The following is a 17655-nucleotide window of genomic DNA, read 5'->3' on the forward strand; positions in this document are numbered from 1 at the left end:
CGGTCCCGGGGTATTGACTGTCTGGAAGCCGATAAGGGGTGCCGTGAGAAGGAGTCTCGAACCTTGGTGGTCTCTGTGCACGCGGAGGGAATCGCTGTCAGCGGGATACTTCGTCAAACCTCTGGAGCTGCGAGGACGTTGGTTTCAAGCTCACCAACTTGCGATCTGAGGAACTTCGTACGGGGGCATTGACCTCAAAAGATTGGTACGCGGTCAAAAGGGAGGTGAACCTCCTCCCTCGGACTTTGCTCGAAGGTCGAGTAAGCTTAATGTCATCATCAGTCCGAGAGTCGCCCCGGACTGATAGAGAAGGATGTCGGTCAGGTCGGCGACCTTCTCGGGTAACAGGGTTTGGCCCACCTCGATGGTCACGGCCAGAGTGAGGCAAGCCAGGAGGCCACTCACGATCCAGACTCGACGATGCGCAGGGGATCGGGACGAAACCAGGGCAATTCCGCGTGCCATCAGGCTCCCGAGCGGGATGAACCAGAGCACCTTTCGGGTGATCTGCGTCATCGCGTTCCAATCCGATCCACGATACAGGGCTGAGTACGGCACGCGAGCCATCCCGGCCAACCGCTCGAGAACGAGACCCTTCTGCGCTGTGAACTCGAAGGGAAACCAGAAGATGGCGGCCAGGACTCCGGCATAACCGAGGGTCAGGCAAAGCCAGACCCATGGGCGATCGGGCCAGGTCCGTTGACGAGCCGCGTTGGGTGTCGTCTCAGGCCTCATGCAAGCCACGCCGAGACTGACGCCGAGGGCGCCCCAGAGAAGATCCGCGCCGTTGGAGACCCGGCTGTAGACCAGAATCTGGGCGATCTCGATCAGTGCCGCCAGAGCGGCACCGATCGTCAGACTGCGGACGAGATTGCCGAACCGCGTCGGGAGCGGAGTGAACAGCGATGCGACGAGCAGTCCAACGGGTACGAATGTAGCCGTCGTGGCGAGGATGACGTAAGCCGACTGCAACGGATTCGTACCACCGATCGTGAAGAGGAGCATCTTTCCATCGCGATACTTTCTCCAAAGATCGGCTGGGCTGAGTGTCAGGTCGAGCGGCAAGACCGAGTAGATGAGCAGGCCGACCAGGTAGATCTTGAGAATCAAGTCCAGCTTCCGACCGGAGGAGGAGGTGCCAAGATACTCGCGAGCGATCATGGTCGCCCGTCGCCCGGCCAGACTCCAAATCCCGACTCCTGCCATCGCGCCAATCACCTCGGCGGCTACGTCGTTTTGGGAGACCGTCCGAGGCGGGAACCAGATCTGAGTGAACTCGATGGCGATACTTAGGAGCGCACAACCGGGGACGATCCACGCGGCGGCGGCGAGATCCCGGTACCTTCCACCCGGGCGATCTACGCGATGGACTCCGGCCAGCAAGAATCCCAGCGGCACGAAGAGGAGAATGTTCGCGACCCAGTCGCTCCGCGATTCGATGCTGAGTTGGAGGTAAGGAATTTGGCGGAACCGTTCCCAGGCCTGATCCAGGGGTACCGCCCGAAATTGCAACGGCACCAGTGAACCATAGATGGCAAACCCGGCATACAACGCCGACAACAGGGCATAATGAATGCGTCGCGGCGGCGCTGCGGGCATGCCCTCCCTCGGCTGCGGCCGAGTCCTCGTCGGCTGCGGCCGAATCCTTGACGGGGGCGCCTCCCTCGCGCGGACCATCAATCGTCCGACCAGCATGCCGACGCTGAGGAGGGCCATTGTCGAGAGCTCGGCGATGGCGAAGCGAAGGAAGATCGCCCGCTCTCCGAGAGGGTGCTCTCGGTCTGGGCTGAACAGGAACTCGCGGGCGGCGAACGTCCGGCCGTACTTTGTCAACGAGGGGTTGGTGGCCGCGCACAGCAGTAGCCATCCCACCGGGATCGAAATCAGCAGTAGCACGATTGCGCCCGCCAGCGGTCTCCAGTGTCCCTCGGCCGCCCTGATGGTCGCCAGGGATAGGGCGCCGGCAACCAGTCCGAGCAGCGCGACGAAGGCCAAGACAGCGCCGGCCGATAACCAACTCCCTCCGTCGCGGAGCAGTTCGACGATGTTATCCGTACAAGCATAGCCGACGACGATCGTATAAGAGAATGCTGCCATAACGGACATGCTGAGCAATCCGGCCAGATCGCGCCGGCGTGGTGCATTCCCGATCGTGAGTCGGGTCCCGATCGTCAGCCCCATCAGGATTCCCAGGTAAAGCCCCACGAATCGCCCTAAATTCTCCAACTCGGCCGGCAGTTTCAGGACCGGGCTTCCAATAATGTCGCTGATCGACTCGTAAGGGACCGCCGTTCGCAGTAGGGAGTAAATCAACGCTGCGATGGAAATCGCATCCAGAGGACCGATCCAGGTAAACTCGCCAGGACGTCGGTCCCAGAGCCAGGCCAGAAGCAGCGGGGTCGCACCGGTGATCAGCAGGCACAGACCGAGGATACCGAGCGTAACTCCCGGTACGCTTGATTCCATCAACTCACGAAGGTTGTAGGGGAGTCCAGGATACCTCAGCATTGCCAAGCCGCCCAACACCCACGTGGTCAGCGTCCCGATCAGAATCAGCCCGACCGGCGCATACCGCGACCAGCAGGACGATCGTTTCGTCCTGATGGGCCGAGTATCGCGATCTGATTTGTCGTAGGGTGGCATCGCGGTTCAAGTTCATATGATGCGAGAAAGTGTTGGATCGGCCGCACTCCGACTCAAAATACGACGGTGCTCGCTACCACACGCGTTTGCCGATCACGTCCACCGTTTCTGGTGAAAAGTCAAAAACTTTCAGGGTCCCCACGCTTCCTCCTCAGCAACCCGTCTCGGGACCCAACCGAAAGCGGTGATACAGGCGAATCAGGTCGCGCTCGCTTTGGTTGTTGTCTCAACCGATCCGTACACCCAATCCTACCGCCACGACGACTTCAACAAACGCCTTGAGGAAGAATTTGCCCGACGCCATTCCGGTCAGGTATGGCCAGTCGTGTGGAAAGCCGAAGCAAGGACAGCCCCGAAGTCGATCGGCCTCGGAGCAACGCGGCGGATTCCGTCAGTCCAAGTGAACCCAGGCATTTTTCCCCAAGAGTAATCGGATTAATGAATTCAAATGTCGGCAAATTGGAATGTCATGGTATGCCTCGTACGATGAGAGGACCGATCAGACGAGTCAGGTTAACTGGCATCCGCTGCCAGAGCCGAATCAGACGCTGATAGCGGGGGTTGTCCGGTCGCATGTCCGTCATATTCCCGTCACGGACGTGGTATTGCCACACCGCCGAGGCTGGGTTCGCTCCCCACTGCTTCTTGAAGCGAAAAGTGTTGCTGTCCGGCGTGGACCGGCCGAAGTCAAACTCGGTCTGACCCCGTTGGATCGAGCGTTCCAGAAGATTCCAGTAAAGAAGCATGTTGGCATTGGTGTGATTGTAGCGACGTAAGGAACTGGCGCTAGGGACTTCGCTTACCCCCCAACCGTGGAGGAGAATCGCCGTGGCCAGAGTCTGAGCCTCATCACGGATGACGCAAATCTCCACGCGGTCGGGGAATTGACGGAGCATTTCGAGGAACAGAGAACGGCTATAAACTGGCGTGCCGAGGTCTCGCATGTTGCGGCTAAAGACATCATAGAATTCGGGAAGGAGTGGTTCACCTCCCCAGGCGACCGTTAGACCACACTTCTGGCCTTTTCGGATCTGATTCCGGACCTTCGACGGGAGGCGGCTCCAGAGTTCCTCGGGGGACATCGGCAAGTCCAACCGCATATGGACCTTCTGTGTTGTCTGGTGGGTGAGCTGCGGGTGTTCGACGGCCGTTTCATTGCGAAGTTCGAGGTAACGCACGTCGAATCGTTTCGCTAACTCGACGGCGCGGTCAATCAATAGGCATGACACATGCTTGCTGTCGGATACGACCCCGCCGTAGTTCAGGTAAGGAAGGCTCACCAGAAAGCGCCCGAACAGGCGGCTGCGAAGATGAGCCAAACTTAGGTAACCACGCACCTGCCCGTCTTGTCGGGCCACCAAACAAAATGGGTGGTGCTTAAGCCCTCGATTGAGGACTGTCAACCAGGCGGGATGATAGCTGAGCGGAGCTGTGCCGTGACGTATAAGGAAAGCCTCGAGTTGTGGCGTCAGCCCAGCGAGTTCGTCGCATCCCAGCTCACAGATCTCGAGATCAGGCAAAAGGTGAGGAGTTTCCTGCAAGAGCATCATTTGGGCCTTCAGAAAGCGGATCTCGTGTGACGGTGCGCCCGTACTTGTGATCGCATTGGACGTGCCTGGGGACTCCAGGCCGCAACCCTGATCTCGCCCCGATTCCGATGGCTTCCCTCCCCTGGGAGGATACGTCGCAATCGGTCTGACACGAAACGGATCGGGCTCATTGGGATTCGGGGGACGACCGAGAAAGGAAATCTTGGAAGTGATCAAGGACGTACCGAACGTTGTTCGGTCAGGTCGGTATCTGTTCCAAGGGATTTGGTCGTCGAGCTCGGATCGCTCTAAATCGTAACTTCAGAGCGATTGACTGCTTGAAGGACGTTGGTCAAGGATTCTGCCGGCCTTGCTCGAAGGGGGCCTTGTGTTGCGGTGGGTGTACGTTCCGCTCCAATGCTCTCCCTTTTCACGGCCGGGTGATCGAAGAGGATCTGCTGCAACTCGGGCAGCAGGAGTCGCAAGAACCTCGGGCTGGGATCCGCTTCGGCCCGCTCGTCGGCCGAAGTCTGTTCGCGGATCACGTAGAGTTTGTACAGGACGTCTTTCGATGCAAACGTGAGGCGTGGATTTTGTGGGGCTTCCCAGTTTCCACTGGCGGACCAGGACCAGAGAATCCGGAGATACGCGGGCACTGGCGTGCTGGTCTTAACCATCAGGCCATTGCGGAACTGGGCCGGTGGACTCGAAGGCTCGCTTGGGAGCGAGAATTCCCTCGGCGCTCCGATCGGCTCGAAGCCGGCACCCGAGTAGCAGATGTCCGGCGTATGGACCGAGATCGGCCCAGGCGCTCCACACACCAGGAGGATCGTTACCACGTCTCCCTGGATTCGATCCGTATAGCGTCGTGCAACGTATCCCGCGATCTCCGCCAACTCCAATTGCTTGCGATCGAGTTCGAACGCTTCCCCTTGCCAATCCCCCAAGGTGGTGGGGAGGCGATCGATCTTGGCCGCGGCCTCCTCGATCGCGTGAGACACCGTCCAGCGCTGAGTCCACCGGCCGTGGACGATCCCGGCGGCGATCACCAGGATCAGGGCGGCTACCATGGGCAAGGATCGAAGCATGGGATTGCTCGACGCGAGTGTTTCAGACCGATTCCCGGGTCCGGGCAGAGTATTCATACTTGCTTCCGTAATGGTCACTCTTTTCGCCCGTGACGATGGCGCCGAGCATCCGGATCCCCAGTTTCGCCAACCGCTCGTAGGCTTCCTGGACCTTGGGGATGCGGCTGACGTCGCGCATGATCGAGAACAGTACTGCGTCGACGTGCTGGCCAATCAGCATCGCGTCGGCCACCGGTAATACGGGAGAGGAGTCGACCACAATGAAGTCGTACTGTTCCTTGAGCTGATCGAACATGGCTCGCAGGTCGCGGCAGGCGAGGGCCTGGATCGAGTCGCTGTCGCAGAGACCGGCGGGGAGGAGCCACAGCCCGCCGGCCGCCGTTGGCTGGATGGCGTCGGCAACGTCCACCTCATCTCTGAGCACCTCGCTGAGCCCGGGCACACAAGGTTGGTCGAACAGCTCATGGGCCGAGGGCCGGCGCATGTCGCCATCAATGAGTAGGGTCCGGCGGCCGGCGCGTGCGAGGCTGGTCGCCAGGTGACTTGAAAGCGATGTCTTGCCCTCGCCACTCAGCGCACTCGCGACCATCACCACGCGGACCGACTCGGTCCGCGAGACATGCAGGAGGGTTGTCCGTGCGGCGTCAACCGATTCCACCAGCATGCTCTTCCACCGGACGTTTTCCGCTTCTCCTGATCGGAACCCACGACTCCGCTGCGGAAGGCTCGGTAACGTCCCAAAGAGATTCATTCCCAGGCTCTTGATGACGTCGGCCGCCGAATCGACCCGCCGGGACCGAAACTCCCAGAAGGAGACGCCGACCAACGCGAGTGCAAAGGCGCCGCAACCTGCCATTCCCGCCATCTTAATCTGGCGGATCTCGTCCTTGGTGCGCGGCAACTCAGCCTTCTCGAGCAGTCGAATTCGGGGAGGGGCCTGGAGTTCGACGGTCAAGGCCTCCACTTCCTTCCCGATCGTCCGTGCGATCTCGTCGGCGTTGGCGATCTCCTCCTGGACCGAGAAGAGGTCCACCGAGTTTTGGGTGATCGAGGCGCTCCGTTCGGAGAGCCGCTTGACATCGCTGGCGAGTAGTGTTTCGAGCTTCGCGAGAATACTGATCCGATGCGGGAGCAAGGCCTCGCTCGAGTCATCGTCGTCGCGACCCATGTCTTGCAACTGTTGCTGAATGATCGGATACAGCTTCCGGCGCTGGGCGACCAACTCGGCGCGAGCGGCCTCCAATTCGTCCCGATACTTCTTGAGCGAGGGATCACTCCTGTTGCGGGCGATGTGGTAGACCCGTTCGATGGCCTTAATCGCCGCTGACTCCCGGGCCTTGAGCAACTCGATGGAGCGGTCCCGACTGATTGCGTCTTCGATCATCACCGGAGTGATCATTGAAGCGGTTTGGGTCACTTTCTCCTGCGAAACCTCATGCTCGATTCGCAGACTCCTCAGCTCCGACTGAACTCGCGCCAATTCGTCCTCGGCTCTCCCGAGACGGTCGAGCTCGTGCTGGTGGATGTTTGCAATCGTCTTCTTGTCATCCGAACCCGCGAGCTCCGTCAACCGCTTGAGCTCCTTGCGCTTTTCCCTGAGGTTTTCCTGATAGCGATTCCAAGTCTCTTTGAGCAGATCGTAGCGTTGGCGGCGTTGCTTCGTTTCAACATCGACGATTTCATCGATGTAAGCCTGAGTGATCGCATTAACCAACAGCATGGGGACTTGAGGTTTCTCGCCGTTGATACTGATGCGAAGGATCTCGGAACCGGAAGCGAAGTCAACCTGAAGCTCCTTCTCGAGCCACTCGATGGGGTCAACCACCTTGGCGATCACTTCGAGCTTGGCGACTTCAGGATCCTTCAGTGCCGTACTGAGTACGAGCCGACTTTTGAGTAAAGCCAACTGGGTCCGCTGGTAGGCGACGTAATCCGACTCATTCTCGCCGACCTTCAGGAGGATTCGCGGCTGGGTTGAGTTGACGTGGAGCATCGACCGCGCGGTGTACTTCGCCGGAGGCACCACGAAGTAGGTGACGACGGCGAGGACGACCCCGCCCAGCAGACCGGCGCCAACCGCCAATGGCCAACGGCGGCGCAGGGCTTTGAGGAGCGCGATCGGATCGAGGCCGGCCGCCGTCCCGACAGGGGCTGGCGCGATCGAAAAGACTTCGGCGGTGCGGTAGGGCGGGACGACCGCGGGCAGGTTGGCCGAGTCGGATCGCGGTCCGGAGTTGGAATTCGACATCATCCTGGAGGGTCTCCCTGCAATCCCATCCGAACAGATTTCGATAGAAGTCTCACAATATCTTCAGCCGGCAATATCCGCCGGCGTTTCCATGGCGTCGATTCGCATCACCGAGATCTTGAGGCTCTTGTCCGTCCCGGCGCGTTTCCCATCAGATCAAGCGGACTGAGGCGGGCAACCGCTGGGGCCGGCTCGAGGAACAGCCGTGTCAGGAGTTCGAGCTCGAGCCAGAGCAGGCCCATGGCCATCGGCATCATCAACCAGCCAGCCAGGTCATGGAAAACGAGATTGGCCAGCCGGCTGCCCACCGTCTCATGAAGAACACCCGTGACCGTGATGCGAATCATATTGACGATGAGAGCAATGGGAATGGCACTCGCTATGATCAATACCTTATCAAGCCAAGGCCGTCGGATCACCATCACCACGCCGGACGCCAGGGCGAAGAATGTGAACAACATGCTCAGTCCACTGCAGGCCTCAACGACGCCAAGTTCGACCTCATTCAAGTGAATGACGTTTCCTGCGGCCAAGGCAGGGAAACCCATGGTCTGCAATGCGTAGGTGCTGACCTTGGTGGCCACGCGCTGCAGGGGATGAGCCATGGCCCCTTCCAACCGATAGGGCAGCGGGACCATGAAGATCAGGAACGCGATCGCGGGCCACGACCAGCGGAGCGATGGCCAACCCCAGACCAGGACAAAGAGACCGGCAATCGCGGGGAGCAGTGACACCGTCTCCAGCCAACTCAAATAGATGTAAGCCCCCGCCATTCGCAGGGCAACCGCAGCCCCGATTAACAACACCCCACCCCAGTTCGAGCGCGTGGCGAGTGCTGCGAATCGATCGCGGCGGATCCAGAGGAGAGCGAGCGCGAAGATCGGAACGAGATAACCGTGGGCATAACGCGGATCAGTCGACCACCGTTTGACCATTTCGCCCAAGGTGGCCCAGTAGAACCAGGTCAAGCCCATGCCAAGTAGTGTCGCCAGGACGACGTGGCGATCCCATCGTTTCGCCCGGCTCATAGTATTGGGTTCACAGCTCATAATTTTGTTTTCATCTCCGCAATAACAATTGCGAATTCTGAGAGCGATCCGACTTATTGCGAGATCCAAGTCCGCCTGCGCGCACTTCGTGCCCGTGGGTTACACCCCAAGGGCGAGTCCAGCGGGTCGCCTCCGTGCGATTGGCCAAAGATCCTTGGGGAAAACTGGTCTGGCCTTCCCCCGTTCCCTCCCCCGTTTATGAGGAGGTTGCTCCGGCCGTTCGACTAGCATACGCCATGCAATCAGCCTTGAGCATCCTGTTTTAGGCTCTCACCCCGAATGTGTCGCAAAATCAACAGCCCGCAAAAACCACGACTTTCTATGAGAACCTGCTCATTACGTGGTTCATCGGCTCGGGTGACTCACGGACGCGAAGACCGCGCCCGGCTCAGCATTTGGCGAGGTTGATGCCACGCGGGGATCACGTAATGGGGGGGCGAGTCAGGAGCCGAACGCACTGGGCCCCGCTGATTCCATCGGTTGAGCCAAGCGCCCTCTCAAACCGCGTTCCAGCAACCCGCCAGCGCATGAAAGCCTGCTCCGCTTCGGTCTTCATCGACCTGTATGCCGGAAGGTGTCGTCGTCTTGCGAGGGGTTACTATGGTGCTCTTCTCGACATATTGCAAGGAGAAAACTTTCCGTAAGTTTAATCTGTTCGGAGTCTTATGGATTAGAACGTTTCCAGGATTGCTTCGATAACCCTTGCTTTGAACTGCGGTTTCGCGAACAGCCGAGAACGGGTCCCTTGTCTCGTTCGGAACACTCTGGCTAACGTCGCTTGCTTCGAGATCTCCCAGATGGTTCGCCAGCAGCCGTCCGACAACGCTCGCCGAAGTGTTTTGCCAGAGGGAACAAGCCCTGGGCTATGGTCAAAACCAGCGTGGCCGATTCGAAGTCGTTGCAGCGGCCGACAAACCTCGAAACCGGCTGCAACCCTGAGAAGTCCAATGGAAGGAGGTCGGTTCGGGGACTGCGACACCGCCTCCAATCGAGCTCTGCCGGATGAAACCTCGCCGTCTGAGCTCGTGGACTCGTCGCGGGACGGTCGGGTCGGACGCGAGCGGCGGAGCGTCCCCTGGGATTGCCGCGGAGCCGGAAGACCGACCCGTTCGCCCGTGCGCCTCTCGCAATCAACTTGGAGGCGCGATTCGAAAGCGTGGGGGCCATCGCCCGTTCGAGTCGTCCGGCGAATTCGGAGCGTCAGATCGTCTGCAAATGGGGCGTTCGTTCCGGCTCGACGTGCCGTCCTCTCTCCTCATCCTGATCGCGGTCCGACTCGTCCGGACTGAGTCGATCGATCTCTTCCGCGAGGGCGCACGGAAGCCACAGCAAACGGCGTGTCAGGTCGAACGGGACCCCCGCCGACTTGAGGATCGTCCCGACCAGGATTCGCAGGTCGAGCCACAATCCCATCCGCTGAAGATAGCAGAGGTCATAGGCCACTTTGCGGCGGACCCCTTCGAGGTCTGAGTCCGCCGGCAATTGGATCTGCGCCAGGCCGGTGATCCCCGGGCGAACCTGGAGCCGATCGTGGTAGTTGGGAATCTGCTTTTCCAGTTGGTCGATGAACACGGGACGCTCAGGACGTGGGCCGACCAGGCTCATCTCGCCACGGATCACATTCCAGAGCTGAGGCAACTCATCAAGGTGGCAACGCCGCAGGAATCGGCCCAGCCTGGTTATCCGCGGATCGCCAGCCTTCGACCATTGCGGTCCCGAGAGCTGCTCGCAGTCCTGGACCATTGTCCGGATCTTGATGATCGTGTACGGGCGGCCCTCAAGACCCAACCTGACTTGCTGGTAGAGGGCAGGGCCACGCGAGGTAAGCTTAACCAGCGCCATCAGTATCAGAATCAACGGACCAAGCACGGCCAGAAGAAGGAGAGCTAAGCTGAGGTCGAGTGTCATCTTGCAAGGAGCATACCAGCTCGATGTCGCCGTTGACACCGAAGGGAACGGCCTGCGATACGAGAGGCCGTTCTCGAGAGTCCGGGAAGTAGGGAACATGGCATTCCTCGGATAGCTTAATGTCGAGCACACACATGGTGCTGATGAGAAGTGTGAGTTATCACACCGTCGGCATTACGGCGCCGAAAACAGCAACGCGTCCGGGCCAGTTCCATTCAGCACGTCACGCGCTGATCCGAGAGTCGTCTCGGACCGGAGGATCTCATCTCAGTTTCGTGAACCCACTGCCCCCTTGGACGCTCTTTGAGCTTGAATGGCAGGCTTGGGGGAGCAACTCGATTGCTGAGGCATGATGAAGGGCGACGGATCGGGGGACCGAAGCATCGCCCGCGGCGGTTTTACCTCGGATACCAGGTATTTTCTGGGCAATCATTTGACACCAAGAAAGCGAAAACCTAGTTTCATTTTGTCAGCCAATTTCCAAGAACTAAACCTCATGCACGATTCTGAATCTATCATGATTAGAGTCTCTATTGGGGTGAAGTCGAAAACGCTCGATGTGGAAATAAAACAGCAAACAACCCGTCGGTGTGCGAAGACGTGCGATGTCAACGACATCGGTGAGCCAAGCGGCCTTTCAAAGTCGCCCAAGCCTCGGTGCCCCTGAGGTTGCGATAAACGCCTTGGGAAGAAAACGTTGGTTGCGTTCACTTGCGGGAGTTGCTGCTCAGATTTCCGAGGACTGTGAGCAAGTTCGCGTCCGTTCGAAAGCGCTCCACTCAGCAGGGAAAGGATTTCAAGCGGCCTGCTGATCGGCCGAGCGGCTCTCGACCTTGAATGGGTTGCGGCTGCCGAGCCTGGTGAAGGGCCGTTCCAGCAGCTCCGCCATGGACTGACACGGTTGGTTGCGGGTGATCTGGTCATGAAGATTCCACCACACCCGCGCGATCGGATTGCACTCTGGGCGGTAGACCAGTCCCCCCCTGTTGCAGCCAACGACGAACGGTCTCGCGAGAGACCTCCATGTCAAATTCCCGGTGCATCAGCAGCACCAGCGGCTACGGAGGAGGTCGAAGTCGCGAGGCTTCTGGGATTAGACCCATTCCACGACGACGGCGACCCACTCGGCGGCGAAGCGAACGGAATGTACAGGCCCCGTTGACTTTCCCCGTTGCGAGGAGCGATTTAAGGGGCAAATCCGCGACGAAGACCAAGGTTGTCAGATTACGGGGCAGCCCATTACGGGCTACCCCGGAAGGTCGAGGTCAGATGGCTGCGACCGTGTGCACAACGAGAATGGACATCAGGCCAGAGGGCGTCGGTGCTTGCGATAATAGCCCAATCCCAACATCACAACACCCGAGAACGCGAGTGCCATCGACCCTGGCTCGGGGACCGTCTTCAGCGTTCCTGAGAACGTCGCGGGTTCCCCAACCGAGGTCAACAACGATTCCAGGCTGCTGCCGGTGGGAAGGATCTGGAAGGTGAACGTGGCAAAGCCACCACCGGCTTCTGCCTCGGTTTTGAATCGGAGGAGGTCCGTGTTTGCCGCGCCAGAGTACGAGAACGCCGAGAGGTTGATCGTACTGGTGAAGTTGATCCCGCCCGTCGATCCGATTTTCGTGAGGTTGATTCCCGAGATGTTGGCGGTGAGTGTATTACCGGCGACATCCGTAAAACTCAGCGTGTTGATGCCCCCACTGGTGTTCTGGAGGGTCGCGACCTCATCTCCCGGGCCAGGCCCCGGCGTGACCGAAGTGTACTTGAAACTTCCGTCGATTTGGCCCCGTGCATTGAAAGCCGAGCCAATGCCCGCTCCCACGCCGCCGGTCACCGTTTGGATGGTAAAATGGTTTCCGGCACCGTCAGCAAGGAATTTGACCTCGCCATGGTCGATCACCATCTGCGCCGCGGAGCCCCCTCCCATGGAACCACCGATTCCGAGGGTGATCCCCGCATCAGCGTGTGTACCGGCGAAAACACCGATTACTGCGGCCATGACTAACGTGAACTTACTCATGCAGTTTACTCCTGAATGGTCGGTCCGAACGAAGGAAGAAATTGCCGTGAGAATGGGCGATGCCCGCCTGCATCTTCATGGAATTGATGAGCTGTACCCATGGGATGCACAACTCCGTTAGCCTCGCTCATGTGTAATCCCTTCGAGGCGTCCTGATAGGCCTTCCATCGCTCCTGAAACAGGATCACTTGGAATCACCCGGCCGGATTGGACACCGCCCTCAGGGGCATGAACGAAATTGGTTACGTCTGGAGCCCCTCTCAGGGACGAGCGGGCCGATTCACCAGACCAAATGATGCCCTGTGCCGCGTGTTCACCTCCTTGATGAACATCTGTGGTCACGAGACGGATGGGGCGAGTCGTCGGCCCATCGTAAACTTCTCTAGCCATGTTGGCTGGATGAGAAGAACGGTTGCCAAGCAGATCCGTGACACTCACTCGGCCACGCTGTACCCGGAAAGCTCGTATTTTTGGCGGTCGAGCCGACAAGCGACATCGACTGCTCGTGCAAATCGATAGCGCGACAGCAGGGAGACCAGGCGGGCCTGGCTCCGTGAGATCCCCACGTAGGTACGAAATCGGCTTGCGCGTTGAAGCGGCAGGCGCGGTTGCCCCGGATCGAACTCCCAAGGGTGGAAGTAAAGCATTGCAACGGCTGGCCGGACGTCGCGGCGTATCTGCGCGAGCCCCCATTCCATCAGGAACAAGGGCAGCAAGCGGAAATACCCTCCGCCGCCAATCGGGGCGTTGACACCCCCGAGCCGCAGTGTCGCCGGGGGGAGCTCGAGGATCTGCCGCTCCCGCCCTCGGGCGAGAAACGGTGATCGAGGCGCGCGAGGGACGCCATAGCGGTCGTGCCGCACCGGGTAGATCGAGGAGTCATAGAGCATCCCGAGTTCCGCCAGCACGTCGAGGGCCCAGTCGGTCCGCCGTACGATGCTGAACGTCGGGGCGCGATAGCCCACCACGGCCTCACCGATGACTTGCTCAAGAGCATCCTTGCTTTTTCGCACGTCCTCGCGGAACGATGCGGGATTCAGTTCGAGAACACGGCGATGGTCCCAGCCGTGGCTGGCCACCTCGTGCCCCGCCTCGTGGATGTCGCGAACCAGCGTGGGATCAAGCTGCGCAATCTGCCCGAGGATAAAGAAGGTCGCCTTCTGGTCGTGAGCTTCCAACTGATCGAGGATCCACCGCGTCGAGGGTGCAAGCCGTTCACGGCACGCCGCTTTCAAGCCAGGAGCCAGCTTCAGGCCTGCTGCCGCTTCGATCCGGAAATGCTCCTCGACATCGAAGCTCAGGATAACCTGCGATCCTGATCCGGGCCGCTGGCGGTCATCCCAGACGTCCTGCGAATCGATCTCGGAGTCCAGTACGTCGAGGACCGACTCTCCATGGGCAAGGGACCGATCGAGGTAGGCCTCGTGAACAGGGGCACCATCGCCTTCAGCTTTATCGGAATTAAAAGAGTGGGTCAATATGGATTTGAGAGGAGTATGCATACGCTGACTGGCTCCAGGTCGGGTCCATGGGCGTTTTTAATCTCAGGCTTAAAAGGGTCCAGCATCGGACCGACGGCTACTCCAGGTTCCTAGTGAAGTAGGTCCCTCGCGGAGAGTCGAGTGGAGTCACAATATTACTAAGTGCGATGAGGACTGCAAGCAATCTCATAGGATGTTCTGATTTTCCATCATCGTTCAAGAACGGGAACATATTGCGGAAATCTTAATTAGTCGGATTTAAGCTAAAAATTGTCCGACTGTTGAGTGGTTGTCGTCAATGTTTGCCAGAAACAGGCGGAATCCTGTGCCTGGGACCGCAGGGTATGGCCAGAATCGCTGGCATGATCCGTGGCTGTTGCCATGCGCCTTCTTGTGCGATGACGCTGAGAAGTGCAAGGTTGATGTTAACGCCAAGCCAGCCTTGGCGATCAATGGCCAGACTTGGCGTTTCTCGTGGCCGGCAAACCCTTTTCGAAAACCGTGACGACCTCGAAAATTGGTCGTTGTTGATTCTGCACACAACGGGCTTGCAATCTCCGCGTTACCCTGCGCGACATGCGCGGTACGGAGCAACGTTTGGCGGTGGCCATCATTCCGGTCTCGACGTCCAGGGCCTGATCGTCAAGCTCAGGTGGAATGAGACCGACCGTTGATTCGGTGCGTACTCAGCCTCACTCAACGAAACTAGCGAGGAGTCCCCGCCCTTCAGAGGAAATTGCATTTATGCCGCAAGTCGTTTGTTTCTCATGATTCGCTCCGCGTTAATCAGGATCTTGGCGCTGACCCACATCCTTACGCGGTTCTCGTGCCGCACCCAGGCGGGCAGGGGGGCGAGTCCACCGCCGAAGGAGGTAAGGTTCGCGAACGTGCGTTCAATCCCACCGCGCAGATGATAGAGGTCATGGCCAAAGTTTGTCCGCATCAGATCGATGCACCGCAACCGATAGGGACTCTGGTCGTGATGCCCCAGTCCCGCGTCGGGATCTTCTCGTGGGGCCAGGATCTGGTAGCCCGCGGTCCCGGCCGCGTCGTACACCGAGTTGGTGTCGAACTCGTCATCGCCCCGCATGTCGCCCCCGCCCCTGTCCTCGGACGCCAACTCCGCGGCGACCTCGTCCTCACTTGTGTTCATCGAATCGATGCGATACGCCTCCGGGGCAGGGCGATTGCCCCAGATGGCGAAGAGCTTGTAGCCTTTGGCCCACATCCCTGCACCTCGGCCGCAACGGGCCTCCGGGGCACCGGACGCGCCGCCGACGGGCAGTGGCTTGCCATCGACGATCGTAAAGCAACGGCACGTCTTGCTCCTGGCGCAGTTGCGCCACCAAATCTCGCATGAGCATCGCGGTATCCACCCGACGAAGACGACGACTGAGCGTCGAGGCGCTGGGGATCGTCGCCGGTCGCAAGGTGGTCATCGACCAATTCCGCTCATCGCAGGCCCAACACATGGGGCGGTCGTGCAGTGGCGCCCAGAGCAACACCAGAAGGATAATGTGAGGTTGATAGGTCACGTCGATCAACCGAAACGATTCCCCCGCCTTCATCACTGAGGTGGTACAATCGGGGCCAGAGTTCGCGTTCCCTGGTCGCCTCCCGGTAGTGATTAGCCACCTGCCTGGGGACTTTCTCAGCGAGGGTGGACAAGCGCGGACAGTTTCAGCAGTGGTCGCGTAGACAGTAGATGGCGCGGAAGTCCTTCTCCGGCAGAGCCTTGCTTCGGCTCCTCGGGCCGCCTTGGCCGCCCAAAGTGTCCGCGCTGTTCACTGGTCCTGGCATCGGCGGTGAGAAAGTCCCCTACCTTCAGCGCACCACGGACGCGAACTCCTTTCAAGTCAAAGCCTTACTTCGTATTTGCAATTTCCTCTTTAGCCGTGGGGAAGCTTAATGTGAGTGATACCCTCGGTTGGGGGCGGGGCGGTATTCGTCCGAGCCCGAGCGGTTCCCTACCCCATTGACTCGACGGCATGTGGTCTTGCCGCAACAGTTGAAATTCCAGGGTCCAGAGTCGATGATAAAGAACCATGTGAGGAACGAAATCGGAGGGAACTCGGTACCTCTGATCGGAGGTTCTCGCCCGCCAGCCGCGTGACGACGGTAGGTCATTCCAAAATCGGGCGATCCTGCGATCACAGGCTTTTCGGGACCAAGGAAATCACTGTGGTCGCGCACTGATATTCCAATCGTTCCCTACACGGAAACGTAAACTCCCTGGGGTTCGGCCGTCGCGAGCGGTTGCTGAATCGAATCGGTCGAGCGTGGCCTCGTTGCGACACGACCGAGGATTGCGGTTCCGTGACTGCTTCGTCGCCTCGTGACACTCGCGGCGACCTCGGCTCGAAAGGCGCTCCGGCGAATCCCTCAAAAGGGCGGCGACTCGGATCGGAACCAGACCAGGTTCTCCTGAAAATCGAGCGACCGGTTCCACCAATAAAACCCAAGTGATTCAAGTTCGAAAACCATCATTACTATTTGTCGGGACATATTCTTGCAAACCAATCAAGGCATCACGCTGGTCACTGGGGCGGCCGGTTTTATCGGCTATCACGTGGCTCACCGGCTCTTGAAGGATGGGGAGGAGGTGCTCGCCCTCGACAATCTGAATCCTTACTATGACGTCCGGCTCAAGGAAGCGCGGCTGGCGCAATTGAATCGCTTTTCAGGCTTCCGATTCGAAGCGGTCGATCTGGCCGATCGTGCGGGGATGGAACGGCTTTTTGCCCAGCACTCGATCGGACGCGTGATCCACCTCGCGGGCCAGGCGGGGGTCCGCTACTCCTTGAACAATCCGCATGCTTATACGGAAAGTAACATTACCGGTTTCCTTCACATTCTTGAGTGTTGTCGCCATGCGCGTGTTGAACATCTGATCTATGCTTCGTCGAGCTCGGTTTATGGCGGGAACACGCGCGTGCCCTTTTCGGTCCACGATAACGTCGACCATCCGGTGTCGCTCTATGCGGCCACCAAGAAGGCCAACGAGGTGATGGCCCACAGCTACGCCCACCTGTTCGGCCTTCCTTGCACGGGCCTGCGGTTTTTCACGGTCTACGGGCCCTGGGGACGGCCCGACATGGCGACGTCCATCTTCACGAAGGCGATCCTCGCCGGTGAACCGATCACCCTGTTCAACGACGGCAGGATGAGACGCGACTTCACCTACGTTGATGACATTGTGGAGGGGATCGTGCGGTTGCTCGACCACGTGCCGGGGCCGGACCCGACGTGGTCGGCGGAGTCGCCCGATCCGGGGTCGAGCTCCGCCCCTTATCGGATCTACAATATCGGCAACAACCAACCCGTGGAGTTGTTGGACCTCGTGACGATTCTGGAACGCACGATCGGCCGTGAGGCGGTGAAACAATTCGCGCCGATGCAGCCTGGCGACGTGCCGTCGACCTATGCGGACGTCGATGACCTGATCCGCGACGTGGGCTTTCGGCCCGCCACCCCCCTGGAAGTCGGGGTTGAGCGGTTCGTGGCCTGGTATCGGGAGTATCATGGTCTCTGACGCCCGGCCCGTTGACCGTGGGGTTCCAGGGTTGGGCCAGAAGATTTCGCTCGCCTTTACGGGCGAGCGAAGTTTCGATTTCCAGGAGGTGGTGCGATGAGAAGGAATCTCACGCCTGGATTGAGAACGCAACGGCCTGCTTGGCTTTGCGCTCCGA

10 protein-coding genes are annotated in these 17655 nt (G+C 59.4%); 1 reads left to right on the top strand and 9 read right to left on the bottom strand.

Annotated features, from left to right (window positions below; translation table 11 throughout):
- Positions 1-213: 213 nt before the first annotated feature.
- The 9 genes from BUS42_RS00050 to BUS42_RS00090 form a co-directional block, all read right to left on the bottom strand.
- Positions 214-2643, bottom strand: coding sequence for a VanZ family protein (locus tag BUS42_RS00050; RefSeq protein WP_074304371.1), 2430 nt, complete (start codon positions 2641-2643; stop codon positions 214-216).
- Positions 2644-3110: 467 nt separating this feature from the next.
- Complete coding sequence (locus tag BUS42_RS00055; protein ID WP_216820993.1) at positions 3111-4193, bottom strand: FemAB family XrtA/PEP-CTERM system-associated protein; 1083 nt, start codon at positions 4191-4193, stop codon at positions 3111-3113.
- 287 nt (positions 4194-4480) lie between these two features.
- A complete protein-coding gene (locus BUS42_RS00060) occupies positions 4481-5260 on the bottom strand; it encodes an exosortase-associated EpsI family protein (protein ID WP_083669995.1) in 780 nt (259 codons plus the stop codon).
- A gap of 22 nt (positions 5261-5282) precedes the next feature.
- On the bottom strand, positions 5283-7511 hold the full coding sequence (locus BUS42_RS00065; RefSeq protein ID WP_074304372.1) for a polysaccharide biosynthesis tyrosine autokinase: 2229 nt from the start codon (positions 7509-7511) through the stop codon (positions 5283-5285).
- A 104-nt stretch (positions 7512-7615) separates the two neighbouring features.
- On the bottom strand, positions 7616-8536 hold the full coding sequence (locus BUS42_RS00070) for an exosortase/archaeosortase family protein (protein ID WP_254053214.1): 921 nt from the start codon (positions 8534-8536) through the stop codon (positions 7616-7618).
- 1221 nt (positions 8537-9757) lie between these two features.
- Complete coding sequence (locus tag BUS42_RS00075; RefSeq protein ID WP_074304374.1) at positions 9758-10564, bottom strand: sugar transferase; 807 nt, start codon at positions 10562-10564, stop codon at positions 9758-9760.
- A 1204-nt stretch (positions 10565-11768) separates the two neighbouring features.
- Positions 11769-12485, bottom strand: a complete 717-nt coding sequence (locus tag BUS42_RS00080; RefSeq protein ID WP_074304375.1) for a hypothetical protein — start codon at positions 12483-12485, stop codon at positions 11769-11771.
- 434 nt (positions 12486-12919) lie between these two features.
- Positions 12920-13987, bottom strand: a complete 1068-nt coding sequence (locus BUS42_RS00085) for an XrtA system polysaccharide deacetylase (protein WP_254053215.1) — start codon at positions 13985-13987, stop codon at positions 12920-12922.
- A gap of 721 nt (positions 13988-14708) precedes the next feature.
- Complete coding sequence (locus tag BUS42_RS00090) at positions 14709-15338, bottom strand: transposase (RefSeq protein ID WP_083669997.1); 630 nt, start codon at positions 15336-15338, stop codon at positions 14709-14711.
- Positions 15339-16475: 1137 nt separating this feature from the next.
- Here BUS42_RS00090 and BUS42_RS00095 point away from each other — a divergent pair.
- Positions 16476-17498 carry an NAD-dependent epimerase gene (locus BUS42_RS00095; protein WP_074304377.1) on the top strand — a complete coding sequence of 341 codons (1023 nt, stop codon included), beginning with the start codon at positions 16476-16478 and terminating at the stop codon, positions 17496-17498.
- The last annotated feature ends 157 nt before the right edge of the window (positions 17499-17655 follow it).

Origin of the sequence: Singulisphaera sp. GP187 (assembly GCF_900129635.1) — a bacterium.
In the GTDB taxonomy this organism is placed as follows: Bacteria; Planctomycetota; Planctomycetia; order Isosphaerales; family Isosphaeraceae; genus Singulisphaera.